We start from the raw sequence: 26,457 nt of genomic DNA, 5'->3' as shown, positions 1-26,457 counted from the left end.
GGTGATCCTTTCGGGAGGGATCTCTGGCACCAGAGTCCGGATAAGCCGCACAGAAAACGTCCAGAACCGGTACAAAAAGCTGTCAGGCCTCCAAAAGGAGCTGGTGCGTCATGACGGTTACCTTTCATGTGCTAGGACCGCTGGAAGTCCGGTCGGCGGGGCGAGCCGTCCGCGTCTCCGGCAGGAAGCCCAAGCTGCTGCTCGCCACGCTGCTCCTCGACGCCGGCCGGGTGGTCAGCGCCGACCAGCTGGTGGAGGTGCTCTGGCCGCGGTGCGCGCCGCGCTCCGCCCAGGCCAACCTGCGCACCTACGTCAGCTCGCTGCGGTCCGACCTGGCCGGCGCCGACTCCGGTCCCCTGTTGCGCGGCGACGGCTCCGGCTACGCCATCGACGTGCCGGACGGCGCCCTCGACCTGCTGGCCTTCGAGGACCTGGCGGCCCAGGCCCGCTACGCCGACGCGCTCGCGCTCTGGCGGGGCGCGCCCCTGGCCGACCTGCCCGGCCACCCCCTGTGGGACCGCCGCCTCGAACCGCTGCAGGAGCTGCGCTTATACGCCGCCGAGCGGCTCATCGGCCAGCGCGTCGAACGAGGGGACCACGCCGGCGCGGTCAGCGAACTGCGCGCCCTGCTGACCGAGCATCCGTACCGGGAGGATCTGTGGAGCAGGCTGCTGCTCGCCCTGCACGGCGGCGGCAGGAAGGCCGAGGCGCTGCGGGCCTACGCCGCCGTCCGCGCCCGGCTGGTGGACGAGCTCGGCGTCGAGCCCGGCGCGGAGCTGCGCCGGGCCTACGAGACGATCCTCGCCGACGAGGCCCCGCCGCCCGTGCCGCACCAGCTCCCCCCGGACGTGCCCGACTTCACCGGCCGGAGCGAGGAGCTGGCCGCGCTGGCCCGGCCCTTCACCATCGCGGTGATCTCCGGAGCGCCGGGCGCGGGCAAGTCCACCCTCGCCGTGCACGCCGCGCACGCCCTGCGCGGCCGCTTCCCCGCCGGCCAGCTCTACCTCGACCTCGACGGCAAGGAACCGGCCGAGCTGCTGGCCGAGGCGCTGCGCGCGCTCGGCGTCGAGAGCCCGCCGGCCACGCTGCACGAGCGCTCGGCCCTGTTGCGCTCGCTGCTCGCCGAGCAGCCGATGCTGCTGCTGCTCGACGAGGCCCTGGACGCGGCCCAGGTACGGCCCCTGCTGCCGGGCAACGACTGCGCGGTGATCGTCACCAGCAGGCGGCGGATCACCGAGCTGCCCGGCGCCCTGCAGATCGACCTCGGCGAGCTGCCGCCCCAGGAGGCGCTGCTGCTGCTCGGCCGGATCGCGGGCGCCGACCGGGTGGCCCGCGAGCACGAGGAGGCCCTGGCCATCGTGTCCGCCTGCGGGCGGCTGCCGCTGGCGCTCAGGAGCGTCGGCGCCCGCCTGGCGGGCCGGCCCGGCTGGTCACTGGCGGTCCTCAGGCAGCGACTCGCCGACGACCGGCTCGGCGAGCTCAAGGAGGTACGGGCCAGCCTCGACCGCAGCTACCGCTACTTACCGGACGAGGCGGCCAGCACCCTCGGCACTCTTGGCCTGCTCGGCGGGTCCGCCCAGCCGGGCTGGGTGGTCGGCCCCGCGCTCGACCGGCACCGCGCCGACGACGTCACCGACCTGCTGGTCGATGTGAACCTGCTGGAGCTGGTCGGCACCGACCCGGTGGGTCAGCCGCGCTACCGGCTGCCCGACCTGATCCGCCGGCACGCCCTCGGCCGCGAGCCCGACCGGGCCGGCCTGGCCAGGGTGCTGGCCGCCTGGACCGCGACCACCGAACACGCCATGGAACGCCTGCCGACCACGGTCTTCAGCCTCACCACGGCGGTCGTGCCCCGCTGGCGGCTGCCCGAGACCACGCTGGAACGGCTGACCTCGGACCCGCTGTCGTGGTTCGACGCCGAGCACGAGGCGCTCGCCGGGGCGGTCGGCGTGGCGGCGCAGGCAGGGCTGGCCGCCTCGGCCTGGGGACTGGCCGCCGCCATGGTCCCGTACCTCGATCTGCACTGCCACCTGGACACCTGGCAGCGCACGCACACCGTCGCGCTGGCCGCCGCCCGCGCGGCGGGCGACACCTACGGCGAGGCCGCCATGCTCAGGGGTCTGGCCCAGGTCGCCCTCTACCAGGACCGGTACGAGGAGGCCGCCGCCGGCTTCACCCTCTCCCGGCGGTTGTTCCGCGAGCTGGGCGACACCAGGGCGGAGGCCACCTCGGTCTGCGGGCTGGGCGCGGTCAGCCAGTTCAGTGGTGGCCAGGCCCGCTCGCTCGGCCACTTCAGGCAGGCCCTGGCCATGTTCCTGGCGGCCGGTGACCAGCACGGCGAGGCCTTCGCCCGGCAGGCGATCGGCCGTGCCTGCCTGAAGTCCGGCGACCTGGCGCAGGCGTCGGAGTCGCTCGGCCAGGCCATGCGGCTGGCGCAGGAGCTCGGCGACGCGCACCGCGAGGGCTGCGTCTGCCTCCAGATGGGCAACCTGCACCAGGCCATGTCCTTCCACCGGCACGCGCTGGAGATCTTCGAGTCGCTCGGCGACCGGCACTGCGGGGCGTACGCGCTGCAGAGCCTGGCCGGGCTGCAGGTGGCGCGCGGCGAGCTGGCGCCGGCCTCCGCCGGGCTGGAACGCTCGCTGCTGGTCTTCCAGGAGCTGGGGGACCGCAGCGGCGAGGCCTCGACCACCCAGCTGCTGGGGGAGCTGCACCACTCGGCCGGCCGTACCGGACTGGCCCTCGACTACCTCAAACAAGCCAGCGAGCTGCGCCGCGCACTGCCCGTGTGAGCTACGCCCTCGCTTCGAACAAGCTTGTGAGCTGCCCGTGTGAGTTATGCCCTGGATGTCAGGCGGCGCAGCAGGCGTCTGAACGGGGACTCCTGCACCGCCGCACCCTGGAGGGCGGCCAAGGACTCGGCGGCGCTCGGGCGCTTGGCCGGGGCGTGGTCGAGCATCCGGCGCACCACCTCGGGCACATCGGGGCCGTGCGCGTCGGCGCTGGTCGGCAGCTCGCCGGTGAGCAGCTGGTAGGCGATCACCCCGGCGGAGTAGACGTCGGAGGCGGCGGTCATCCGGTCGGGCCGCTCCTGGCACTCGGGCGCGACATAGTGGGCGTCGAGGATGTTGTGCAGCTCGTGGGCGACCGTGTAGTCGCGCGGACCGGGCTTGGCGTAGTCGAAGCCGGTGAGCACCGCGTGCCCGTCGTCGGTCACCAGCACGCTGGCCGGGGTGAGCGCGCGGTGGACGACGCCGTGCGCGTGCGCGTGGGCCAGGCCGCGGAGCAGGTCCTGGATCACGCTCAGCCGCACCCCCTCGCCCAGGCGCAGGTGCAGCGCCTGGCCGTGCACGTCGTCGAGCACGAGCACGAACCGGCTCTCGTCGTCGATGGCGAAGAAGTCACGCGAGCGCACCACGCACGGGTGCGGGGGGATCCTGGCCAGCGTCTGGTAGGCGTTGGCGATCCGCTGCCGCTCCGCGGCCCGCCCGGCCTGGTCGGCCAGCGGGTCGGCCTGGTAGACGCGCAGCAGCACGGTCTCGCTGCCGGGCAGGGTGACGTTGAAGGCGCGGTATTCGGTGGTCTTGGCGTCGCCGCCGAGCCGCTCCTGGACCTCCCAGTTGCCGAACCTGGGGGGCGCGGTGCTGCGCCGCACGGTCTGGTTGAGCGCGTCGAGAATGGCCGTCATGTAAGGCCTGGCGTCGGGGCTGCACCCCCGTCTGACCCGGGAGACGTCGCTCAGCGTGGTGATGAGCCGGGGCAGGTCGGTGACGTTGGCGGCGTCGCGTCCCGCCGGGTCGACGAGCTCGGCGTCGGGTGCGGTGAGCACCACCAGGCTGTCGACGTAGACCCGTTCGAGCTGGGTGGCCCTGGAGACGAGCAGGCCCTTGAGCGCCTTGGCGGTGCCGCGCAACTTGGTCGCGGGAGAGCCGAACGCCTCCCTGCGGGAGGGGAACCAGCGCGACCCCGACACCTCGATGCGGCCCCGGTTGCCCTTGACGTCCACGAGCACGAGCGAGTGCCCGGTCAGCACGATCAGGTCGACCTCGAAGACGTCCTCGCCGCGCGGAACCTCGACGTTGTGCAGCAGCAGCCACTCGGCCGGCGCCTGATCCCGCAGATGGGAGATCACCCGCCGCTCGGCGTCGTTGACCGGAGGTCCACCGCCGACGATCTCTGCCATGGGCTCTATCCTCGCACGGGAATGGATTGACAACATACTGTCGTAATGACAACATACTGTCATGAGCACATCGAAGAAGACGGTCCATGTCGGCGTTTACGACACCATGGCCGACTGGGAGGTCGGGCACGCGACCGCTCACCTCCGCAGCGGTCGCTTCCACCGCGAGCCGGGCGGCTACGAGATCGTCACCGTGGGGCTCACCACCGAGCCGGTCACCAGCATGGGCGGCCTGCGCGTCACCCCCGCCCGCGCGCTCGACCGGCTCTCGCCGCAGGACAGCGCGATGCTCATCCTGCCCGGCGCCGACCTGTGGGACGCCGGGGACGACCTGGCGCCGTTCGCCCGCAAGGCCCGTGAGTTCCTGGACGAGGGCGTCCCGGTCGCGGCCATCTGCGGCGCGGTCGCCGGACTGGCCCGCGAAGGCCTGCTCGACGAGCGCGCGCACACCAGCGCCGTCGTGCACTACCTGGCGGCCCAGGAGGGCTACGCGGGGGCCGGGCACTACCTCGACCAGGACGCGGTCACCGGCGGCGACCTGGTCACCGCCGGCCCCACCGAGCCGGTGGCCTTCGCCCGCGAGATCTTCCGCAGGCTCGACGTCTGCACGCCCGAGGTCCTCGACGCGTGGCACCGGCTGTTCGCCAGGAGCGACGGCTCGGGCTACGAGGTGCTGATGTCGGCATGAGCGAGCCGACGACCTCGGGCGACCTGCTCTCCGGCACCGCGCTGGCCGTCTTCCGGCTCAACGGCCGGTTGCTCGAGGTCTCCGAGCGGCTGGCCCGGCCGGCCGGGCTGACGGCGGCCTGGTGGCAGGTGCTCGGCGCGGTCCTGCGCGAGCCGCTGCCCGTCGCGGGCATCGCCAGGGCCATGGGCATGACCCGCCAGGGCGTTCAGCGCATCGCCGACCTGCTGGTGGAGAAGGAGCTGGCCGAATACCTGCCCAACCCCGCGCACCGCCGGGCCAAGCTGCTCAGGCCGACCCCCGAAGGGCGCGCGGCGATCAGTGAGATCGGCCCCGCCCACCAGGAGCTGGCCGACCGGCTCGCCGCCGAATTGGGATTGCCGGCTTTCCAGGAGTCCTTGGCGGCCCTTCACCGCCTCTCGGCGGCTCTGGACCGGATCGACTGAGGATACGCGCGCACGTTTCTCAAGGGCCGGTTGATCATTGTCTAACCGCAGGTGCTGGAACGGCTACGTCATTCTCGCGGCAGACAAAATAAATGCCTTTTCGGCGGCGGCCGAGATGACGCACATGTGTACCCGTTCAGCGGCTCGTGAAATCCGTAGGCCAAGAAAACGAGGCGGCTCCTTGACCCCGGCCTGAGCAGAACAGGTTGCGGTTCCACGCCACTGCCGGGACAGTAATTGGCGGCACCTCACAGCCCTGCAGAAACGACTATGGCGTCGGAATACCGCGCCGATCAATGGAGGATACAGATCATGATCCGTCGCATTCTCGCCGGTGCAGCCATCGTGGGCCTGGCGCTCGGCTTCTCAGCCGCCGCCGCTTCGGCGGACGTCGGCCCGAACACCTACAACGGCGGCCAGGCTGTGCTCAGCCAGTTCAGCGTCGTCGACGACGTCACGGCCCTGAACGACGTCGCCAACGACTCGCTCAAGTACATCAACGTCGGTTCCATCGGCAACCTGCAGAACGTCGACCTGGACCTGCTGAACAACCAGCAGGGCAACTTCGACCACCGCCACTAAACGCCGGTCCGCGGCGAAAGCCCGCGGCAAGTCGCGTCCAGCTCACCGGTCGATACCGGTGAACCGCCGGCTCGGCCCGTCTCACGTGTGAACGCGTGAGGTGATTTCCGGAAGAGCGACCGTGGATACTCGAGGCCACGGACCGCTCGGTGCGCACCGTCCGGCCGGCCGGCGGGCGGCCCGGGTGACCTGACTCAAGAGCGGGTGACCCGGGCCGCGTCCCTATCCAGGTCTGACCACGCCTTTGAAGGTCGGCCTGTCCAGCGGCTCCACCCGCACCGACGCCCCGGTGAAGGGGGCGTTGACCATGTGCTCGCCGTCCACGACCAGCCCGACGTGCTCGGGGCCGCGCTGCCGGGGATCGCTGTCGTAGAAGACCAGATCTCCCGGCCGCAGCTGCTCCCTCGGCACGCGGGTCCCATGGCGCCACTGCTGCCGCGTGGTGCGGCCGATCAGCACGCCGGCGCTCGCCCACGCGTACTGCGTCAGGCCGGAGCAGTCGAACCCCCGGGTCCTGGCGCCCCGGCCGACGCCACGGCTCGGCCCGTGCACGCCGCCACCGCCCCACGAGTAGGGCACGCCTATCATGTCCATCGCCGCCCGCAGCGCCGTGCCGCCGGCGGCATAACGCATCCGCTCGGCCGCATGCGAATACGTCGATCCACATCGCGCCGGATCCTGGTCTGCGCAGCGGGCCATCACGGCGGTCGGACCGATTATTTCGGGGAACGTGCACCAGCCGCCTGTCATGGCCATCAGGATAAGCATTCTTGCTATCCGCATGGCTATTCACCGCTTCTGTTAATCGTTTCGCGCCGGGCCTTCGCCGGCCAGGCGCCTGGAAAGACGTTTCACCCTGCATTTTCCTCCCCGTCGATGGCGATAAAACGCCCTTTGGGGAGGCTGGATCCGCAGGTGGCCATAACCTGAAAAATCGTATACACAACCAGCCCGATATATGCTGAGAAGTCCGTATATGTGGGTTGGCTGAAAAGCTCTGGGATCGGGAATTCTTTTTTACTCATGTTTAGGCCCGATCGCTTGTGGGCCGGGCCGCGGATGCTGGATTGTTGTCGGCGGCATCTCGATTCCAGTGAACGACAGCGATGACGCGCATCCCCGCGCGGATTCCATCCGAAGGAGTAGTAAAGAAATGATGCGTCGCATCCTCGTCGGTGCCGCCATGGTCGGTGCCCTGTTCGGCTTCTCCGCCACCGCGGCCTCGGCCGACGTCGGCCCCAGCACCGCCAACACCGGCAGCGCGGTCCTGGGCCAGTGGGCGGTCGTCGACGACGCCACCCTGGCCAACGACGTGCTGAACGACTCGCTCAAGTACGTCAACGTCCTCAGCGCGGTCAACCTGCAGAACGTCGACGTCGACCTGCTGAACAACCAGACCAAGACGCACGAGCACCACCACTAGGGAGCGGGCGCCGCTCCCCGGTGAACCCCACGGCATCCCGCCGGCCACGCCCCCTTCCTGGCGGACACCCTGGACGCAGGGTGCCAGCGTGGCCGCGCGTTCGGGGCCACCACCGGGAGACGAACGGCGCATCGGCTCATCCCCACCGGCCCCGGCACTTCGCGTGCCGGGGCCGGTCGGCGTTCCGGTCTATAAAAGCTCCTCAAATCGGTAAGTACTTCGCGAAAATCACCTTTCCGGATGTCTTCCGGGTAATCTGGTTCTCGGTCACTGCCGATGCGGTCACCGCGCCTCCGGCCAGGAGGAGCTTCGCTCGTGACACAACGGCTACAGCCCCCGGGACTCGACGTGATGGGGGTGAGCGCCAGATGACGGACATGGAGCGGCTGCTCTATGAGGACGAGCAGCTCCGCGTCACCCTGCGCGCCACCAGACCGGTCCCCGCCGTGACACTCACCGGCGAGGTCGACGTCACCAACAGCCGAGCCCTGGCGCACACGCTGGAGCTGTCCCGGCAGGGCAGCACCCACATCGACGTCGACACCGGCGCGCTGACCTTCATCGACCTGTCCGGCATCCGCGTGCTCGTGCTGCCCACTCTGCCGCCCGCCCAGCGCTGGATCCGCCTGCACAACGTCACGCCGTCCCAGCGACGGCTGATGGAGCTGGTGGGCTGGTTCCACGAGGCCCACCAGCAGGCGCTCAGCTGAACGCCCACCCGAACGCCCATTTCGAGCGATCAGCCAGACGACCGGCTAGACGACCAGCGCCGCCGAGGTGCCCAGCCCGGTCGGCCCGATCAGCCGGGACCGAGGGGGCCGATGGTGGCGGCGCAGCGACTCCTCGTCGTAGCGGAAGCAGTCGCGGTGCCAGACGAGGATGCCCGACATCCAGTTCTCCAGCTCCCGCACGTAATCGGCGAGCGCCCCCCGCGCCTCCTCGCCCAGGTCGAGATCGTCACACAGGATGGGTAGCTCGTGCGCGACCACGTGCTGGAACTGCCGCATCCGTGACTCCATGAGATCGACGAGGATCTTGAGCCCGGTCGGGTAGTCGCAGGCGAAGAAGCTCTGCACCACCAGCACGCCGTTGTGCACCTCGCCCTCGTACTCGATCTCCTTCTGATAGGAGAAGACGTCGTTGAGCAGGGCGGCGTAGTCCTGTGCCGCGTTCTCCAGCGAGCGCATCGGGCCGCTGTCGTAGACCTCCTGCGGGATCGCGGCGGCGCGGGACAGCCGGCACAGCGCCATGGTCAGGTCCGAGCCGAAGGTCAGCCGGCGCATCTCGACGTAGTCGACCGGGTCGGGGATGCGGTTCACCGCCTGGTTGGCCAGCTCCCACAGCCAGCTCACGGCCATCTTCTCGATCGCCTCGCGGAACGTACGCCGTGCTCGTGGTTTCATCGGCCCGGCCGAGCGGCGCCACAGATCGGCGAGCGAGCATTCGAGCGGGCTGGCCGGAGGGGGGAAGGTGGCGCCGTCGAGCGGCATGAACGCCGACAGCCGGTCCACGGTGGCGCGGGCGGCGGCGAGGTTGCGGGTGCGGCCGAACACGACGGGGAAAAAGTCGTCGCCGTAGGTGCCCCAGGCGAGCCAGGCCGAGGAGAGGTCGAGCTCCTCCAGCGAGGCGTCGGGGTGGATGCCCGCCGCGCAGAGCGGCAGATCGTAGTCGATGATCTTGGCTTCGTCCCAGACGGCCGAGCCGGTGACGCCCGGCTGGGCTTCGAGGATGCCCATCCGGTGCGCCCAGTCGACCAGGTTGCGGCGGGCGGCGTCGAGGTGGGGGGACAGCCGCGCCTCGAAGGGCATGTAGAGCTCCGGCACCTGGCTGGGGCCGACGTGCTGGTGGGGGACGTGCGCGTAGGACCGGATCCGCTTCGCGCCGAGCAGGTCGACGACCGACTTCATGCCCAGGGCGGGGGCGGAGCGCGCCTCCTTGTTCATGTAGCGGCTGGAGCGCATGTGCCACTCGTGGCCGCCGGACTGCCAGTCCTGCAGGCCCTTGACGTAGGCCAGCACGCCCATGCAGGCGAGCGGGTCCAGGGCGTGCTCGGCGAACAGCGGCCCGAGCTCGGTGAGCGTGGTGTGCTCGAACTGCTGCAGCCGCGAGGTGAGCAGGTCGTTGACGGCGTCGGCGGCCTCCTGCGTGGTGCAGCCGAGGAACGTCTCCAGCACCAGCACCCCGTTGCTCAGCTCGCCCTCCTGCCCGATCTCGCGCTCGTAGGAGAACAGGTCGTTGCGCAGGTGCACCCCGTCGGAGAAGGCGTCACGCAGCACCCGCAGCGGCCGCGACCCGGCGATCACGGCCGGCACCTCGGCGCCCACGGCATGCTCGACCAGGCCCGCCGACCAGGGCGCGCCGCCCACCTTGCGGCGCATCTCGATGTACTCGACGGGGTTCGGCACCCGGCCCGCGTTGATGTTGGACAGCTCCCACAGCGACTCGTTCAGCAGGTTGCGGGTGCTCTCGGTGAAGCGCGCCCGCCAGTCGGCGGAGGTGCCGGGCACCGTACGCGCCCACAGGTCGGCCAGCCCGGCCTCGACCGGGTTGGTCGCCTCGGGCACCTCCGCGCCCGGTTCCATCGGCATGAAGGCGGGCAACCGATCCAGGTAGGACTTACCTCCCACCCGATCCCCGGACCGCTTGAAGATCTCAAGAAAGTGGTCGTCGAAGAAGAACACCCACACGTACCAGTCCGTGATCAGGCTCAGCTCGGGTCCGTCACAGTCAGGATGCGTGTACGCGCACAGCAGCGCGTAGTCGTGGGCGTCGAGATCCGCCTCCTCCCAGACGCCGGAGCCCTCCAGCATGCCCATCGCCCGAGCCCACTGCTTGGTATGCGCACGAGCCTGTTCGAGGTGGGGGTTGAGCCGCGCCGGATACGGCAGGTAGAAGTCGGGCAGTTCGAAGGGCTGAGCCATCGTCACTCCGCTCGTGTGGTCAGGGTCATCAGCCGTGGACCTCGACGTCCCCGAGCACCCCGAGCGCGTCGGGGACGAGAACGGCGGCGGAGTAGTAGGCGCTGACGAGGTAGGTGGTGACCGCCCGCTCGTCGATGCCCATCACCCGCACGCTGAGGCCGGGCCGGTACTCGTCGGGGACGCCGGTCTGGTGCAGGCCGACGACCCCCTGGTCCTCCTCGCCGGTCCTGAACGCGAGGATCGAGCTGGTGCCCGCCCCGCTGACCGGGATCTTGTCGCAGGGCAGGATGGGCACGCCCCGCCAGGCGCTCAGCCTGCTCCCGTCCAGCTCGACGCTGTCCAGATAGACGCCGGAGGCGCTGCACTGCCTGCCGAACGCCGCGATGGCCAGCGGGTGAGCCATCAGATAGCGGGTCTTCCGCCGCCGGCAGAGCAGATCGTCCAGGTCGGCCGGGGTGGGCGGCCCGGAGCGCGTGGTCAGCCGCTGGGCCGGGTCGGCGTTGTGCAGCAGCCCGAAGTCGCGGTTGTTGACCAGCTCGCGCTCCTGCGCCTCGCGGACCGCCTCGACGGTCAGCCTGATCTGCTCCTCCGTCTGGTCCATGGGGTCGCTGAACAGGTCGGCGACCCTGGTGTGCACCCGGAGCACGGCCTGGGACACGCTCAGCTCGTACTCGCGCGGGCTCAGCTCGTAGTCGACGAAGGTGCCCGGCAGCACCGGCTCGCCCCGGTGGCCGGAGGCCAGCGTGATCAGCGCCTCGCCGTGCTTGGTGCGGGGCTCGGCGAGCCCGGCCAGGTGCGACTCCAGCTGCTCGCGCAGCGACGGCGTCCGCCCGGCGAGGTCGTGCAGCGCCTGCCAGGGCAGGGCCAGCACCGTGCAGGTGGTGCCGGCCTCCAGGGTGAACCCCCACCGGGGCGGCGTCGGCAACTCCGCCCCGACCTGGTCACCGGGCGACAGCCTGGCCCGCACCAGGCTGTCGCCGTACGTCCCCGCTTGCACCTTGGCGGCTCTGCCGTAGGCGAGGAGGACGAGCTCGCCGGCCGGCTCGCCCTCCCGCACGATCGCCTCGCCGCGGGCGTACTCCCGCTGTTCGAACAGCCCGGCCAGGGTCTCCAGCACGGCAGGGTCGCCGTACCCGTGCAGCGGCGGCAGTTCGGTCAGGCTCGGCGGCACCACCCGCAGCCGCGCGCCCGTGTGCGTGAAGCACACGCGCCCGCCGCCCGGCGCGTAGGTGAGCCGGCGGTTCACCCGGTAGGCGCCGGCCGCGAGCTCGACCCAAGGCAGCGCCCGCAGCAGCCAGCGCGGGGAGATCTCCCGCATCTGCGGAGCCGTCTTGGTCGTGGTGGCGAGCTTGCGCGCCGCGGCCGGATCAAGGCTCAGCCGCGAGCCCCGCTCGTCCAACTCCGTCAACCGAAACACCACCTATCCCTGGGAGCGAAAATGCTCGGTCAGTCCTCGCGCCCGATCTCGACGTCCTCCAGTACGGCCAGCGCGTCGGGGACCAGCACGGCGGCCGAGTAGTAGGCGGTGACCAGGTAGGAGATGACGGCCTTCTCGTTGATGTTCATGAACCGGACCGACAGGCCCGGCTGGTATTCATCGGGGAGGCCGGTCTGGTGCAGGCCGACGACGCCCTGACTTTCCTGGCCGGTGCGCATGAGCAGCACGGAGCTCATCCGCCGTCCGGAAACGGGGATCTTGTTGCACGGGAAGATCGGCACGCCGCGCCAGGCCGGCACCCGGTGGCCGCTCGCCTCGGCGGCCTGGGGATACAGGCCGCGCTTGCTGCACTCCCTGCCGAAGGCCGCGATCGTCTGCGGGTGCGCGAGGAAGAAGGCCGGGTCCTTCCATACCTTGGCCAGCAAGTCGTCCATGTCGTCAGGGGTGGGCGGGCCGCTGCGGGCGCGCAGGCGCTGGCTGAAGTCGGCGTTGTGCAGGAGGCCGAAGTCCCGGTTATTGATCATCTCGTCCTCCTGCCGCTCGCGTAGCGCCTCGATGGTCAGGCGGAGCTGCTGGTCGAGCTGGTTCATCGGCTGGTTGTACAGGTCGGTGACCCTGCTGTGCACCCGCAGCACGGTCTGCACCACGCTCAGTTCGTACTCGCGCGGGCTCAGCTCGTAGTCGACGAACGTGCCGGGCAGGATGGGCTCGCCGCTGTGGCCCGACGACATGTCGATGGCGGCCTCGCCGTAGTCGTTGTGCGCCCGCTCACCGCTGGCCTGCCAGGCCTCCAGGTGCTCGCGCAGGCTCGGCGAGCGGTCCAGCAGCGCCTGGAAGTCCTCGCGGGAGAGGGTCAGCACGGTGGTGGCGGTCTTGGCCCGCGCGGAGAACTCCCACTGGCCACCGCCGAGGAGCAGCTGCTCGCCGAGGTGGTCGCCGTCGGCCAGCATCCCGAGGCTCTGCTGGTCGCCGTAGGCGCCGGTGGTGACCTTGGCGACCCGGCCGTGCGCGATCAGCACGAGCTGCTCGATCGGGTCGTCCTCGCGGACGATCTCCTCGCCGGCCTCCACCTCGCGCTGGGCGAAGCGGTAGGCGAGCGCCTCCAGGGCCTCGATGTCGCCGAAGCCGCGCAGCATCGGCAGCTCGCAGAGCTCCGCGGGCACGACGCGCACCTCCGCGCCGGTGGTGCTGAAGGTGATGCGGCCGTCGCCGAGGGTGTAGGTCAGGCGCCGGTTGACCCGGTAGACGCCGCCGGAGGTCTGCACCCACGGCAGCAGCTTCAGCAGCCAGCGGGAGGTGATCTCCTGCATCTGCGGGGCGGTCTTGGTCGTCGTCGCCAGATTGCGCGCGGCATCGGTGCTCAGGCTGAGCTGCTGGCCGTTGCCCTGCGCGGTCGATTCGGTCGATTCGGTCATCGTGCACCACCGATCATGAAGGATTGACTACGAACAGTGAGAGAAAGTGGCTCTGGGTAATCGTTCTCGGGCAGGCCGAAGCGCCGCTCCTGGCTGATCCATTCGGGTCAGCTGTCGCGGTGGGCCAGTTGGGCGGTCAGCGCGGTCAGCGCGACCCGGGCCTCGGGCATGATCGGGGCGGCGTCGAGAGCCTCGACCGCCTGGCCCGCCCGCTCCTCGATCATCGACTCGACCCGGTCGATCGCGCCGGTGTCGAGCAGGATCTGGCGCATCTCGGCGGCGTGCTCCTCGGCCAGCTCGGGATTGCCGTGCCAGGTGCGCAGGTAGGCCAGCTGTGCGGGCGTGGCCCGCTCCACCGCCTGCGCGAACAGGACCGTCTGCTTGCCGTCGCGCAGGTCGTCCAGCGCGGACTTGCCGGTCTCCGCCGAGGAGCCGAAGGTGCCGAGCACGTCGTCACGGAGCTGGAAGGCCTCGCCCAGAGGCAGCCCGAACGCCGAGTAGGAGGCCAGCAGCTCCGGGGTCCCCCCGGCCAGCGCGCCGCCGATCTGCAAAGGACGCTCCACGGTGTATTTGGCGGTCTTGTAGCGGATCGTGGTCAGCGCCTGCTCCACGCTGGCCCCGGTGCGCAACTGGGAGAGAATGTCCAGGTATTGGCCGCTGATGACCTCGGCGCGCATGGCGTCGAACAGGTGGTGCGCCGCGCGCAGGCGGGCCGGCTCGACCCCGCACGAGGACAGCAGCGCGTCGGACCAGGCCAGGCTGAGCGTGCCCAGCAGGATGCCGCCGGCCTGCCCGAACGCCTCCGCGCCCGGCCCTGCGTGCAGGTGGGCGAGGCTGCGGTGCACGGTGGAGCGGCCCCGGCGCAGCTCGCTGCCGTCCATGATGTCGTCGTGGATCAGCAGGCCCGCATGGCAGAGCTCAAGAGAAGCGGCGGCGCTGATGATCTCCTCGCAGTCCTCGCCACCGGCGCCCCGCCACCCCCAGTAGCACAGCTGGGGACGGACGCGCTTGCCGCCCGTGAGGATGAAGTCGATGAGCAACCGGTAGGCGGCCACCACGTCCTGGTCGGTCACCGGCGCCCGCCAGCCGTCGAGGAACGCGGCCAGCCGTTCGTCCACGCGCGGTCCCAAAAGGTTGGGGGTAAAGCTGACCGTCATGAGCCGGCTCCTTCTGTCGAGCTTCATCACCAGTAGTTACTCATTCAATACGGAGGGTGTAAAGCCGATTGGGGGATCAGAGTTTTTCTCGCACCTGACGAGACCCGCGCATGACTCCGCCCTGGGCGGCCGACTCGTTTGACGGCAGGTATGTGGGTATGCGAGAGCAGGCGCCCCCCAGTGAGGAGAGAGCCATGAAGGCCGTCACCTGGCACGGCAAGCGCGACGTCCGGGTCGAAGAGGTCCCCGACCCGCAGATCAAGGAGCCGAACGACGCGGTCATCAAGGTGACCAGCAGCGGCATCTGCGGCTCCGACCTGCACCTGTACGAGGTACTCGGGCCGTTCATGACCGAGGGCGACATCCTCGGCCACGAGCCGATGGGCATCGTCGAGGAGGTCGGCGCCGAGATCACCGGCCTCAAGCCCGGCGACCGGGTCGTGGTGCCGTTCAACATCTCCTGCGGCCACTGCCACATGTGCGGGATGGAGCTCTACGCCCAGTGCGAGACCACCCAGGTCCGCGAGCACGGCATGGGCGCCGCGCTGTTCGGCTACACCAAGTTGTACGGCCAGGTGCCCGGCGGCCAGGCCGAGTACCTACGCGTCCCGCAGGCCCAGTTCGGCCCGATCAAGGTGCCCGCCGGCCCGCCCGACGAGCGGTTCGTCTACCTGTCGGACGTACTGCCCACGTCCTGGCAGGCCGTCCGGTACGCCCACCTGCCCGAAGGCGGCAGCGTCGCGGTCTTCGGGCTCGGCGCCATCGGCCAGATGTGCACGCGCATCGCCGGCTACCTCGGCCACCGGGTGATCGGCGTCGACGGCGTGCCGGAACGACTGGAGATGGCCCGCCGCCACGGCATCGAGGTCGTCGACGCGAGCGACGTCACCGACGTGCCCGAGGCGATCAGGCAGCTCACCGCCGGCCGCGGCACCGACTCCGTCATCGACGCCGTCGGCATGGAGGCGCACGGCTCGCCCGGCGCCAAGTTCGCCCAGGCCCTCACCGGCCTCCTGCCCGACGCCATCGCCGCGCCGCTCATGGCCCACGCGGGCGTCGACCGCCTGGCGGTGCTCAACCAGGCCATCGAGTCCGTACGGCGCGGCGGCGTGATCTCCGTCATCGGCGTCTACGGCGGCATGACCGACCCGATGCCGATGCTGCGCCTGTTCGACAAGGGCATCACGCTGCGGATGGGCCAGGCTCATGTCCGGCGCTGGATCGGCGACCTGATGCCTCTGGTGACCGACGACGCCGACCCGCTCGGCGTGATGGATCTGGCGACCCACCGGCTGCCACTGGAGGAGGCACCGCACGCGTACGAGATGTTCCAGAAGAAGGCGAATGGTGCCGTCAAAGTGCTGCTGAAACCATGAACTTCGCAGCTCAGACGGTTTCGCGGGCGTCAGCCGGGGCAGCCACTGCCGCATGAGAGTCGTGGTGGTGGGTGCGACAGGGAACGTCGGGACGAGCGTGGTGCGGGCGCTGGAGGCCGACGAGAGCGTGACGTCCATCGCCGGTGTCGCCCGGCGGCTGCCCGGCCTGAAGTCCGGCCGCACCGTGTGGCACCGGGCCGACGTGGTCACCAGCGACCTGTCGCAGATCTTCGACGGCGCCGACGCGGTCGTGCATCTGGCCTGGCTGTTCCAGCCCACCCGGAACGCCATGGCCACCTGGCGGGCCAACGTGCTGGGCAGCATGCGGGTCTTCCAGGCGGTGGCGGAGGCAGGCGTGCCCGCCCTGGTCTACGCCTCCTCCGTCGGCGCGTACTCGCCCCGGCCCAAGGACGAGCCGGTGGACGAGAGCTGGCCCACGCATGGCTGCGCCGGGGCCGCGTACGGGCGGGAGAAGGCCTACGTCGAGCGGGTGCTCGACGTGTTCGAGAACGGCAACCCCGGCATCCGGGTGGTCCGGATGCGGCCGGGCTTCATCTTCAAGCGGGCTGCGGCCACCGAGCAGCGCAGGCTGTTCGCCGGGCCGCTGCTGCCGCGCAGGCTGGTCAAGGCGGGCAACATCCCGTTCGTGCCGGACATCCCCGGGCTCAAGCTGCAGGTGCTGCACACCGAGGACGCCGCCGAGGCGTACCGGCTGGCCGTGGTGCGGCCCGTCAGCGGGGCCTTCAACCTGGCCGCGGACCCGGTGCTAGACCCGCCGGCGCTCGCCGACCTGCTCGGCGCGCGGCTGGTGCCGGTCTCCCCGGGGCTGGCGCGGGCGGCCGTGGCGGCGGGCTGGCACCTGCGGCTCGTGCCCGCCGCGCCCGGCCTGCTGGAGATGGCCCTGCAGATCCCGCTGATGAGGATGGACCGGGCCCGTGAGGTGCTCGGCTGGACGCCCGCCTACTCGTCCGTCGACGCCGTCCGGTCGGTGCTGGAGGGCATGCGCGAGGGCGCCGGCCTGGACACCGCGCCGCTCGCCCCCGACTCCGGCCGACGCCGCCTGCGTGAGTTCGCCACCGGCGCGGGGGCCCGCTCCACACCCGAGGGATAGTCCTCCGATGTTTCCGGCAGATGGTGTAAGGGCGTGCTCGTCGGGCAGGACTAGAGTCACGTGAGGTCCAGAAGCGCGGCCTAGGTGTCCATTACGACACGGAGGTCACTCATGGATCCATCGAACCTGCCTCGGCCGGTCCCCTCCCGCCGAGCGAACCCCGCTGACCCTCCGTTCGAAGGCGCCGGAGACCGCCCTTCGAACCCCGCATGTCGGCGTGTCCAGACAGGTGATCAAGCGATCGCGAGGAGCCTGCCATGAGTACGTTACTGACCAAGCCCTTCACCATTCAGGAGATCTCCCCCCTGCGCCGTGCCGTCGCACGGCATGCCTCGACCTCGGGGCTGGCGGGTGCCCGGCTTGAGGACTTCGTGCTTGCCGTCCACGAGAGCATCGTCAACGCCGTCGAGCACGGCGGCGGGCGCGGTCACCTCAAGATGTGGAGCGCCGACGGGCTGCTCCGCGTCGAGACCGTCGACCACGGCCCCGGCATCCCCGGCCCTTACCTCAACGACGGGCAGCCTTCGGACACGGCGTACGCGGGCCGGGGGATCTATCTGATCCGGCGGCTCTGTGACGGCGTCGACCTGCGCACCGGGCCCGCGGGCACCACGGTTCAGATCACCATGCGCCTCCCGCGGCGCGGGCCCAGGCGCACCTCGCCGATGAAGCGCGTCCGGGTCGCGGCGAACGGGATCCACCCGCACGCGGGGCGCTTCACCGCCTGACGGGTGGCTGCGGAACGGGCGGGTAGGCTCGCTCGTGGTGACCGGACTTCTGGAGGATGGGTGCCATGAGCAGCGGAGCCGGCACGACGTTCTCCCCCTTGACGGAGATGGTCGAGCCTGTGCGGCGGATCGGGCGGCGCGAGTTCGACTTCCGGCGGCAGGTGGCGATCATGGCGATCGTCAACCGTACGCCCAACTCCTTTCACGACCAGGGCCGGACCTTCGAGCTTGAACGGGCGGTCGAGGCGGCGCGGCGAGCCGTGGACGCCGGGGCCGACTGGGTGGACATCGGCGGGTTCGCCTTCAGCGCGGCGCAGGCCGAGATCGACGTCGCGGAGGAGATCGACCGGGTGGTGCCGGTCATCTCCGAGGTGCGCCGGGTCACCGACGCGGTGATCAGCGTGGACACCCATCGCGCCGCCGTGGCGGCGGCCGCGCTGGCGGCCGGCGCCGACGTGATCAACGACACCAACGGGCTGCGGGAGCCGGGACTGGCGGAGGTCGCGGCGCGGACGGGCGCCACGGTCGTGGTGACGCACAGCCTCGGCGGGCCCGGCAGGCGGGTGATGCGGCCGCACTACGCCGACATCGTGCCCGACGTGTCGGCCTATCTGCGGGAGCGGGTGCGGGCCGCGCTGGCGGCGGGGATCGCGGCCGACCGGATCATCATCGATCCCGGACACGATCTCAACAAGAACACCTACCACTCGCTGGAGTTGATGCGGCGGCTGGAGGAGATCACCGCGATCGGATATCCGACGCTGGTGGCGCTGTCCAACAAGGACTTCATCGGGGAGACCCTGGACCGCCCGCAGGGCGAGCGGACGGAGGGGACGATCGCGGCCAACGTCATGGCGATCCTGCGCGGGGCGCGGATCGTCCGGGTGCACGACGTGCCCGCCACGGTGGCGGCGGTGCGGATGACCGAGGCGATGCTCGGCTGGCGGGCGCCGGTGGCACCCAAGCACAACCTGGCCTGAAGAGGGGAGAGGCGCGCGTGACCGAGCGCAAACCACTGGGAATGCCGTTCGAGACCTGGGTGGACCGGCAGATTCGCGAAGCCGAGGAGCGGGGTGAGTTCGACAACCTGCCCGGCAAGGGCAAGCCGATCCCAGATCTGGACAAGGTCGGCGACGAGCTGTGGTGGGTGAAGCAGAAGCTGCGCGGCGAGGGGCTGTCCATGCCGCTGCCGCCGACGCTGGCGTTGCGCAAGGAGGCCGAGGAGTCGCTCGAGGCCGCCGTCAAGGCCAGGTCCGAGGGCGAGGTACGGCTGATCATCAATGAGATCAACGACAGGATCCGTGAGGCCATCAGGACCGGCCTGTCCGGGCCGCCGCTGAACCTGATGCCCTTCGACGTGGAGCGGGTCGTCTCGGAGTGGCGGGCGCGGCGCTGACGGGTTGGAACAGGGCCCAGGCGGCTGCCTGGGCCCTGTGATCGGGGTCAGGACAGCGGCGGGTTGGCGTTCGCCACGAGCTGCCTGAACTGGGCGGAGAACCACTGGCCGGAGATCGGCGCGTCGGGCAGCGCCCCGGTCAGGTTGTTGCCGTTGAGTTCGTTTCCGGTGTAGGTGGGGTCGCACATCCGGTCGAACCGCTTGCCCTGGTCGTTGTCGATCTCCCTGCTGGAGCCGTCCGACTCGCCCGGCGGCTTGATCCAGACGTAGGCGTCGAAGCCGCTGGCGGGGGCGGCCTGCGGCCTGGACCCGATGCCCGCGCCGCTCTGGTTGCACCAGTTGCCGGCGTGGATGCGGCGGTCGACGCGCGAGTCGTCCACGAACGTGTTCAGATTGGTCGAGCTGCTCGGGCCGCTCGGGCGCGCGGTGCCGCCCCAGCCGTTGCGCGAGGTGTCGACGAGCATGCCCAGCCCTTGCCGGAAGCCCTTGGCGATCAGGGCGGTGCGCAGCGCGGCGGCGAAGGTCTGCTCATCGACGTAGAAGTTCCAGTCCACCCACTCGGACTGGCGCACCGTGGTGCCGTTGACGGTGGTGTTGATGGTGAAGTGCGGCTCGGTGGTGGTCGAGTAGTTGGCGGTGTTGACGATGAAGCCGTCCACGCTGTCCACGCCCGCCGTGGTGCCGGCGACGGTGGAGTGGAACAGGTCCACCGCGGGCTGGAAGTTCGAGTCCCAGCCCAGCCAGGCGTGGTGGGCGGCGTCGATGTAGGTGTAGACGTTGGAGATCGCGTGCAGCTTGTTCAGCGCGTAGCGGACGCCGTCGACGTAGCCGCCGGGGCCGTTCGCCTCGCGGCAGTCCGCGAAGCTGTCGATGTTGGTGATCAGGTTCGGCAGCGAGTCGGGCTCGATGACGGCGACGATGCGCAGGCCGGCGTACTGCGGGTCGTCGAGGATGTCGGCGATGGGGTCGATGTACTCGCTCTTGTAGCGGTTGAAGCCGTTCGCGGCGATGCGCAGCTCGCCGTTGGAGGCCAGGGCGGAGCAGTCCCGGTTCGGCAGGTTGTAGACGACGACCTGGATGGTCAGCGGCGCGGCGCCGTTGGCGGCGTCCTGCCGTACGGCCTCGTCCAGGTGCTCGCGCAGGCTCATGGCGTCCGCGGAGCCGGCGATGGCGGCGATGCGGTCCATCCACACGGCGGTGGAGGTGTTGGCGATGGCGGCGCCGCCCGGCTCGGCGGCCGCCTTGGCGGACCAGTTCGGGTTGACGTAGCCGGTGGCTCCCGCGTACGGGTTCTCGACGTGCACGGGGGTGGTGCCGTCGTCGTCCGCCTCGGTGGCGGTGACCGTACGGGAGGTCAGGCCGGTGGCCGCGACGGTGAAGACGCGGGTGCCGGCGGTGGTGTCGGCGTCCTGGGCGGCGGCCAGGGTGACGGTCTGCGGGGTGTTCCAGTTGGCGGGGGTGAAGGTGAGTGAGGCGCCGGAGCTGACGGTCAGGTCGGTGTCGCCGCTGCCCGCGCTCGTGGTGACGGTCACGTTCGAGGAGGGCTGCGCGGCCAGGCGCACGGTGTAGGTGGCGCCGGCGCCTTCCGGCACGGTCACCGACGTCGGGGTGACGACGAGCGACTGTTCCTGTACGGCGTCGTCGTCGATCTCGGTGCCGTTGACGGTGGCGGAGGTGACGCCGGTCCCGCCGACGGTGAAGACGGCGGTGCCCGAGGTGGTGTCGGCGTCCTGGGCGGCGGCCAGGGTGACGGTCTGCGGGGTGTTCCAGTTGGCGGGGGTGAAGGTGAGTGAGGCGCCGGAGCTGACGGTCAGGTCGGTGTCGCCGCTGGTGCGCGAGGTGCTGACGGTCACGTCGGCGGTGGGGGCCGACGACAGCCGGGCGGTGAAGGTGGCGGTGCCGCCCTCGTTGACGGCGACGGAGCTCGCGGAGGTGACGACCGAGGGGGTCGCGCCGCCGGGGCCGCCGCAGGTGGTGCCGTTCACGGTGTAGGAGGTGGGGTTCGGGTTGGTGCCGGACCAGGTGCCGTTGAAGCCGACGGTGACGGCGGCGCCGGTGGCGAGGGCGCCGTTGTAGGGCATGTTCGTCCCGGTCACGCGGGTGCCCGACTGGCTCCAGTTAGCGCCCCAGCCGCTCGGCGTGTACCGCTGGGTGGTGGTGGGGAAGTCGAAGGCCAGCGTCCAGGCGGTGAGCGGGTCGCCGAGGTTCTTCAGCGTGAGGTTGGCGGTGAAGCCGCCCTGTCCTGGGCTCGATGTCCACGTGTTGGGGGTGTACACGACGTCACAGGCGACCGCGGCGTGCGCCGTGGTGGCCTGCCCGGCGATGAGGCCGGCCGCCGCGACGCAGGTCGCGGTGGCGGTCACGGCCCATCTCCGGAGGGCGCGCGGGATTTTCACGAGTCATCATCTCCAGCGGTTGTTTGGGAGCGCTCCCATAGTGAGCTGGGTCCCGAGGGGTGTACAGCGAGCGGCCGGAGCCGCCGCCCGCTCCGGCCCGCACGCTCGCCGAATGCCGCCGAACCGGGGTGAAACTTTCATGCCGCGCTACCAGGTGGGAGTAAGCGCGGCGCTTCGGCGGCGGCCGTTTCTTTGACAGCCGGCGTCGGTCGCACCGCACAATCGCGATGGGAGCGCTCCCACCCCCTACTCCCATGGAGAGACCGGAGAGACCGTGACCCACAGACCCCGATCCATGTTCGCCCGATGGGCCAGGCGGCTCGCCGGGGCCGCGACCCTGGTCCTCGTCGCGGGCACCACGACCGTGCTGGGCCAGGCCCCCGCCGGCGCCGCCGTCGCCTGCGAGGTGACCTACACCGCCAACGAGTGGACCAGCGGCCCGAACCAGGGCGGCTTCACGGCGAACCTCACGCTGAAGAACCTCGGCGACCCGCTCACCGCCTGGACGCTGGCCTTCGACTTCCCCACCACCACCCAGCGGTACACACCCACCGGCTGGAGCGCCAACTGGAGCCAGTCGGGCACGAGGGTCACGGCCACGAACATGCCCTGGAACGGCGCGCTCGCCACCGGCGCCGCCGTCACCGTCGGCTTCAACGGCACCTGGTCCGGCAGCAACCCCAAGCCCACCTCGTTCGCCATCAACGGCACCACCTGCGGCGGCACGAACGCCAACCAGCCCCCGACCGTCTCGCTGACCTCGCCGGCCGCCGGCCAGACCTTCGCCGCCCCGGCCACCGTGCCGATCGCCGCAACCACCGCCGACCCGGACGGCACCGTCGCCAAGGTCGACTTCTACCAGGGCTCGACGCTGCTCGGCACCGACACCAGCGCCCCGTACGCCTACAGCTGGCAGAACGTGGCGGCCGGGAACTACTCGATCACCGCCAGGGCGACCGACAACGCGGGTGCGACCACCACCTCGTCCCCGGTCGGCATCACCGTCTCCGCCGACAGCACCCCCGTGCTCGTGGTGAGCCCGCTGAGCCTGGCCGTGCCCGAGACGGGTGACGCCTCCTTCGGCGTCAGGCTGTCCAGGGCGCCCACGGCCGACGTGACCGTCAGCACCGCGCGGGTCAGCGGCGACACCGACCTGACCGTCAGCTCCGGCGCGACGCGGACCTTCACCCCGGCGAACTGGAACACCGCCCAGAACGTGACGATCGCCGCCGCCGACGACGCCGACGCCACCAGCGGCTCGGCCGTCTTCAGGGTGAGCGCCACCGGCTACAGCCCGGTCGACGTCGCCGTGACGGAGGCCGACAACGACACGCCGGGTGGCGGCGACAACGCGTACATCGCGCGGTTCACCGAGCTCTACAACGAGCTGCACGACCCCGCCAACGGCTACTTCTCGCCCGAGGGGGTGCCGTACCACTCGGTGGAGACCTTCATGGTCGAGGCGCCCGATCACGGGCACGAGACCACCTCGGAGGCCTACAGCTACTACCTGTGGCTGGAGGCCGTCTACGGGCAGGTCACCGGTGACTGGTCGAAGTTCAACGCCGCCTGGGACTCGATGGAGACCAACATCATCCCGGCCACGGCCGACCAGCCGACCAACTCCTTCTACGACCCGGCCAAGCCGGCCACGTACGCGGCCGAGCACCTGGAGATCGAGAACTACCCGACGGCGATCGAACCCGGCGTCAGCGTGGGCTCCGACCCGATCGCGGGCGAGCTGCGCAGCGCCTACGGCTCGGCGAACATCTACGGCATGCACTGGCTGCTGGACGTCGACAACACCTACGGCTTCGGCCGCTGCGGCGACGGCACCACCAAGCCCGCCTACATCAACACCTACCAGCGCGGCCCGGAGGAGTCGGTCTTCGAGACGATCCCGCAGCCGTCCTGCGACACCTTCGCGCACGGCGGCACGAACGGCTTCCTCGACCTGTTCATCGACGACAGCTCGTACGCCAAGCAGTGGAAGTACACCAACGCCCCCGACGCCGACGCCCGCGCGGTGCAGGTGGCGTACTGGGCGCAGACCTGGGCCGAGGCGCAGGGCAAGGAGTCGCAGATCTCGGCGACCGTGGCCAAGGCCGCCAAGATGGGCGACTACCTGCGCTACGCGATGTACGACAAGTACTACAAGCAGCCCGGCTGCACCAGCCCGTCGTGCCCGGCCGGGACCGGCAAGAACGCCGCCAGCTACCTGCTGTCCTGGTATTACGCGTGGGGCGGCGCGACCGACGCCAACGCCGGCTGGGCCTGGCGGATCGGCTCCAGCCACAACCACTCCGGCTACCAGAACCCGTTCGCGGCCTGGGCGCTGGCGAACGTCTCCGAGCTGCGGCCGTTGAGCGGCACGGGCGCCCAGGACTGGGGCACCAGCCTGACCCGGCAGCTGCAGTTCTACACCTGGCTGCAGTCGGCGGAAGGCGCCATCGCCGGCGGCGCGACCAACAGCTGGGACGGCCACTACGCCACCCCGCCGAGCGGGCTGCCCAAGTTCCACGGCATGGCCTACGACTGGCAGCCGGTCTACCACGACCCGCCGTCCAACCAGTGGTTCGGCTTCCAGGCGTGGACGATGGAGCGGGTGGCCGAGCTCTACAACGTCACCGGCAACGCCGCCGCCAAGGCGCTGCTCGACAAGTGGGTGGCGTGGGCCATGGACCACACCACCATCAACGCCGACGGCAGTTACCAGATCCCGTCCACGCTGCGCTGGACCGGCCAGCCGGTCGGGAGCTTCAACGCCACGAGCGGCATGCCGCCGGCCAACCCCGGCCTGCACGTCGAGGTCCTGGACCACACCCAGGACGTGGGCGTGGCCGGCTCGTACGCCAAGGTGCTGATGTACTACGCGGCCCGCGCGCAGGACGCCGAGGCGCAGGCCATGGCCAAGGCGCTGCTGGACGGCGTCTGGGACAACCGCGACGCCAAGGGTGTCTCGGTGGCGGAGACCAAGACCGACTACCGGCGCGTGGACGACCCGGTCTACGTGCCGCCGGGCTGGAGCGGCACCATGCCGAACGGCGACCCGATCAACTCGGACTCCACGTTCCTGTCGATCAGGTCCTTCTACGAGGACGACCCGGACTGGCCGAGGGTCGAGGCGTTCCTCGACGGCAGCGGGCCGGCCCCGGTCTTCAACTACCACCGCTTCTGGGCACAGGTCGACGTGGCGGTCGCCCTGGCAGAGTACGGGCGGCTCTTCCCGTGAGCAGCCGATAGCCCCCGCCCCGCCGTTCACCCGCGGCGGGGCGGGTCCCGCCGCTGGGGGCAGCGCGTTGCGGCGGTCCCCCGCTGAAAGGCAGCACATGAGCTCACGACTCACCCCGGTGGCGCACCGAGCCGGGTCACCTGGCCACCCCTGCCGACGAGTCACCGAGGAGGTGAGGCCGCAGATCCCACCCAGGTAAGCACCCTGCGACACCATCCCGCCCGGATGGCAGGAACGCGGCCGGCCGAGTCCTCCCCCTCGTCGCCGGCCGCGTTCCCGTGCCCGGATCAGCGCGCCCGGGAGAATCTCGCCCGTGCCGCGTCGATCGCCTCGTCGTCGGCGAACGCGCCGAACGCCTCCTCGTGGTAGCGCTCGGGGATCGCCTGTCTGACCCGCTCCGGGTAGCCGATGCCGGGCTCGGGCACCAGGATCTGCGCATGCTCGCCGAGGCGTACGGCGAGCGGGCCGGACACGCGTACGGACATCGCCCAGTCCTCGCCCGCACCGGTGATCGCGCACAGGTGCCGGGCGTACACCCAGTCCACCTCGGCCACCGTGGCCGCGTCCGCGGGCTCGATCCCGAAGGGGTCCACCGCGCACACGACCCGGCCCGCGTCCTCGCCGAACTCGTGGCCGTGCTCGTGATGCTCGGCGGGTGAGGACTGTTCCAGGATCGCCGTCACCCGGGCGGCGAGCGGATCGCGCAGGTCGGCCGGCAGCCCCTGCTGCCGCAGGCCCGCGAAGAGCGCCGCACCGGCGACGGAGGCCGCGACCACGGCGGTGATCGCCACGAGGCGTCCCCGCCGGGCCGTCGGCCTCCTCAGTTCGTCAAGCATGCCGGTGGCCTACGGGCTGGTGCAGGTCAGAGCCGGCACGGGGCTGGGCGCGGTGCCCGTGGCGTTGAAGCCGAACGTGGTGGAGGCGTTCGGCGCCAGTTGCCCGTTGTGCGCCACGTTCTTAGCCGCCACCGAGGGTGGTTGCCCGGTCAGCGTGGCGTTCCAGGGGGATCCCTCGAAGCCCTGGCCGCCGGTGTAGTTCCAGCGGACGGTCCAGCCGTTCAGCGTGCCCGTCCCGGTGTTGCGCACGGTCACCTCGCCCTGGAAGTGGCCGGGCCAGTTGTTGTCGATCGCGCGGAAGGTGGCGGCGCAGGCGCCCGTCGGCGTCGGGGTCACGGTCGGGTCGGGGTCGGGGTCAGGGGTGGAGCCGCCCGGGCCCACGCCGGTGACCTCGCCGTTGCCGCCGTCGAAGACCACGTCGGAGCAGCTGTAGAAGTTCTCGTTGCTGTCGGAGCGGATCCAGTGAATGTAGATCATGTGCCGGCCGGTCTTGCCGGACGGGAGCTGGACGTTCCAGTAGTAGTAGTTGAGCCCGCCGACGCCGCCGCTCTGCGGCGGGTTGGCGGCGCTGCCGAAGGACTCCAGGTCGGACCACTTCAGCGGCGCGTTGGGGTTCCAGCCGTTCTTGGTGACGTAGTAGACGAACGAGCCGGGGTGGGCGGCCCAGTTGCTGTGCCGGATCTGGATGTTGGCGCCCGAGGTCAGGTGGGTCAGCGGCCAGTCGGAGCGGACGGCGTTGTAGGCGGTGAAGTCGTACGGGCCCCCGGTGCCGCCGCTGCAGAGCTGGCCGTCGGGGATGAAGCCGCTGGTCCGGCCCGCGCCGTCGGAGCGCAGCACGGCGAACCAGTTGTACAGCGGGGTGGCGCCGCTCTGCGCGAGCGCCGCCGCGCAGGCGGGGTTGTAGGGGTCGATCTGCCCGTTGTCCCGCAGGCCGTCCTGCCAGCACAGGAAGGTGCGGCTGCCGGGGAACATCGTGACGCCGTGCGCTTGCGCCGGAGGGACCACCAGGGCCGCGACGATCATGGCTAACGCCGCGGCGGCGGCCAGAACCGCCGTTCGGATGACTTTCATGAGGAAGATTCCTTTGCTCGCCTGACTCTGCTCGCATGACTGTGGAACCCCCCACGACTCC

At 70.7% G+C, this 26,457-nt stretch carries 21 protein-coding genes; 12 read left to right on the top strand and 9 right to left on the bottom strand.

Annotated elements, in window-relative coordinates; genetic code table 11:
* Positions 1-110: 110 nt before the first annotated feature.
* On the top strand, positions 111-2,792 hold the full coding sequence (locus OHA68_RS11810) for an AfsR/SARP family transcriptional regulator (protein ID WP_327107679.1): 2,682 nt from the start codon (positions 111-113) through the stop codon (positions 2,790-2,792).
* A 44-nt stretch (positions 2,793-2,836) separates the two neighbouring features.
* On the opposite strand, the gene mads6 is transcribed toward OHA68_RS11810, so the two are convergent.
* Entirely contained in the window at positions 2,837-4,183 is a 1,347-nt protein-coding gene (gene mads6, locus OHA68_RS11805; protein ID WP_327107678.1) for a methylation-associated defense system protein kinase MAD6, read from the bottom strand.
* A gap of 61 nt (positions 4,184-4,244) precedes the next feature.
* Between mads6 and OHA68_RS11800 the strand changes: the two genes are divergently transcribed.
* From OHA68_RS11800 to OHA68_RS11790, 3 genes are all read left to right on the top strand, one after another.
* Positions 4,245-4,871, top strand: a complete 627-nt coding sequence (locus tag OHA68_RS11800; protein WP_327107677.1) for a type 1 glutamine amidotransferase family protein — start codon at positions 4,245-4,247, stop codon at positions 4,869-4,871.
* On the top strand, positions 4,868-5,314 hold the full coding sequence (locus OHA68_RS11795) for a MarR family winged helix-turn-helix transcriptional regulator (protein WP_327107676.1): 447 nt from the start codon (positions 4,868-4,870) through the stop codon (positions 5,312-5,314). Before OHA68_RS11800 ends, OHA68_RS11795 begins: the two co-directional genes overlap by 4 nt.
* 312 nt (positions 5,315-5,626) lie before the next feature.
* Positions 5,627-5,896, top strand: coding sequence for a hypothetical protein (locus OHA68_RS11790; RefSeq protein WP_327107675.1), 270 nt, complete (start codon positions 5,627-5,629; stop codon positions 5,894-5,896).
* A gap of 222 nt (positions 5,897-6,118) precedes the next feature.
* On the opposite strand, the gene OHA68_RS11785 is transcribed toward OHA68_RS11790, so the two are convergent.
* Positions 6,119-6,529, bottom strand: coding sequence for a C40 family peptidase (locus OHA68_RS11785; protein WP_327107674.1), 411 nt, complete (start codon positions 6,527-6,529; stop codon positions 6,119-6,121).
* Positions 6,530-7,049: 520 nt separating this feature from the next.
* On the opposite strand from OHA68_RS11785, the gene OHA68_RS11780 reads away from it, so the two are divergent.
* Complete coding sequence (locus OHA68_RS11780; protein WP_327107673.1) at positions 7,050-7,319, top strand: hypothetical protein; 270 nt, start codon at positions 7,050-7,052, stop codon at positions 7,317-7,319.
* A gap of 368 nt (positions 7,320-7,687) precedes the next feature.
* Complete coding sequence (locus OHA68_RS11775) at positions 7,688-8,029, top strand: STAS domain-containing protein (RefSeq protein ID WP_189137841.1); 342 nt, start codon at positions 7,688-7,690, stop codon at positions 8,027-8,029.
* A gap of 45 nt (positions 8,030-8,074) precedes the next feature.
* Here OHA68_RS11775 and OHA68_RS11770 read toward each other — a convergent pair whose 3' ends face one another.
* The 4 genes from OHA68_RS11770 to OHA68_RS11755 form a co-directional block, all read right to left on the bottom strand.
* The gene (locus OHA68_RS11770; RefSeq protein ID WP_327107672.1) at positions 8,075-10,240 is read right to left on the bottom strand and encodes a terpene synthase family protein; all 2,166 of its coding nucleotides are present in this window, start codon (positions 10,238-10,240) and stop codon (positions 8,075-8,077) included.
* 28 nt (positions 10,241-10,268) lie between these two features.
* Positions 10,269-11,648 carry a family 2B encapsulin nanocompartment shell protein gene (locus OHA68_RS11765; RefSeq protein WP_327107671.1) on the bottom strand — a complete coding sequence of 460 codons (1,380 nt, stop codon included), beginning with the start codon at positions 11,646-11,648 and terminating at the stop codon, positions 10,269-10,271.
* 38 nt (positions 11,649-11,686) lie between these two features.
* Positions 11,687-13,093: a family 2B encapsulin nanocompartment shell protein gene (locus tag OHA68_RS11760; protein WP_327107670.1), complete on the bottom strand. Its 1,407-nt coding sequence runs from the start codon at positions 13,091-13,093 to the stop codon at positions 11,687-11,689.
* A 107-nt stretch (positions 13,094-13,200) separates the two neighbouring features.
* Complete coding sequence (locus OHA68_RS11755; protein WP_327107669.1) at positions 13,201-14,250, bottom strand: polyprenyl synthetase family protein; 1,050 nt, start codon at positions 14,248-14,250, stop codon at positions 13,201-13,203.
* 194 nt (positions 14,251-14,444) lie between these two features.
* On the opposite strand from OHA68_RS11755, the gene OHA68_RS11750 reads away from it, so the two are divergent.
* The 5 genes from OHA68_RS11750 to OHA68_RS11730 all read left to right on the top strand — a co-directional run bounded on the left by OHA68_RS11750 (position 14,445) and on the right by OHA68_RS11730 (position 18,861).
* The gene (locus tag OHA68_RS11750) at positions 14,445-15,626 is read left to right on the top strand and encodes a zinc-dependent alcohol dehydrogenase (protein WP_327107668.1); all 1,182 of its coding nucleotides are present in this window, start codon (positions 14,445-14,447) and stop codon (positions 15,624-15,626) included.
* Positions 15,627-15,678: 52 nt separating this feature from the next.
* The gene (locus OHA68_RS11745) at positions 15,679-16,737 is read left to right on the top strand and encodes an NAD-dependent epimerase/dehydratase family protein (RefSeq protein ID WP_189137846.1); all 1,059 of its coding nucleotides are present in this window, start codon (positions 15,679-15,681) and stop codon (positions 16,735-16,737) included.
* A gap of 257 nt (positions 16,738-16,994) precedes the next feature.
* Entirely contained in the window at positions 16,995-17,465 is a 471-nt protein-coding gene (locus OHA68_RS11740) for an ATP-binding protein (RefSeq protein ID WP_327107667.1), read from the top strand.
* Between the two features lie 65 nt (positions 17,466-17,530).
* Positions 17,531-18,445, top strand: coding sequence for a dihydropteroate synthase (gene folP, locus OHA68_RS11735; protein WP_327107666.1), 915 nt, complete (start codon positions 17,531-17,533; stop codon positions 18,443-18,445).
* Between the two features lie 17 nt (positions 18,446-18,462).
* Positions 18,463-18,861, top strand: a complete 399-nt coding sequence (locus OHA68_RS11730; RefSeq protein ID WP_327107665.1) for a DnaJ family domain-containing protein — start codon at positions 18,463-18,465, stop codon at positions 18,859-18,861.
* Positions 18,862-18,908: 47 nt separating this feature from the next.
* Here the strand turns inward: OHA68_RS11730 and OHA68_RS11725 are convergent, their stop codons facing one another.
* Positions 18,909-21,224, bottom strand: a complete 2,316-nt coding sequence (locus OHA68_RS11725) for a glycoside hydrolase family 6 protein (RefSeq protein WP_327107664.1) — start codon at positions 21,222-21,224, stop codon at positions 18,909-18,911.
* A gap of 307 nt (positions 21,225-21,531) precedes the next feature.
* Here OHA68_RS11725 and OHA68_RS11720 point away from each other — a divergent pair, with 307 nt between their 5' ends.
* A complete protein-coding gene (locus tag OHA68_RS11720; protein WP_407674433.1) occupies positions 21,532-24,489 on the top strand; it encodes a glycoside hydrolase family 48 protein in 2,958 nt (985 codons plus the stop codon).
* A 287-nt stretch (positions 24,490-24,776) separates the two neighbouring features.
* On the opposite strand, the gene OHA68_RS11715 is transcribed toward OHA68_RS11720, so the two are convergent.
* Complete coding sequence (locus OHA68_RS11715) at positions 24,777-25,325, bottom strand: hypothetical protein (RefSeq protein WP_327107663.1); 549 nt, start codon at positions 25,323-25,325, stop codon at positions 24,777-24,779.
* A 9-nt stretch (positions 25,326-25,334) separates the two neighbouring features.
* Complete coding sequence (locus OHA68_RS11710) at positions 25,335-26,396, bottom strand: lytic polysaccharide monooxygenase auxiliary activity family 9 protein (RefSeq protein ID WP_327107662.1); 1,062 nt, start codon at positions 26,394-26,396, stop codon at positions 25,335-25,337.
* Positions 26,397-26,457: the final 61 nt, after the last annotated feature.

It is taken from the genome of Nonomuraea glycinis (assembly GCF_035920485.1).
In the GTDB taxonomy this organism is placed as follows: domain Bacteria; phylum Actinomycetota; class Actinomycetes; order Streptosporangiales; family Streptosporangiaceae; genus Nonomuraea; species Nonomuraea glycinis.
The sequence above is the reverse complement of the archived record's forward strand: the minus strand, read 5'-3'. Positions and strand labels throughout refer to the sequence as shown.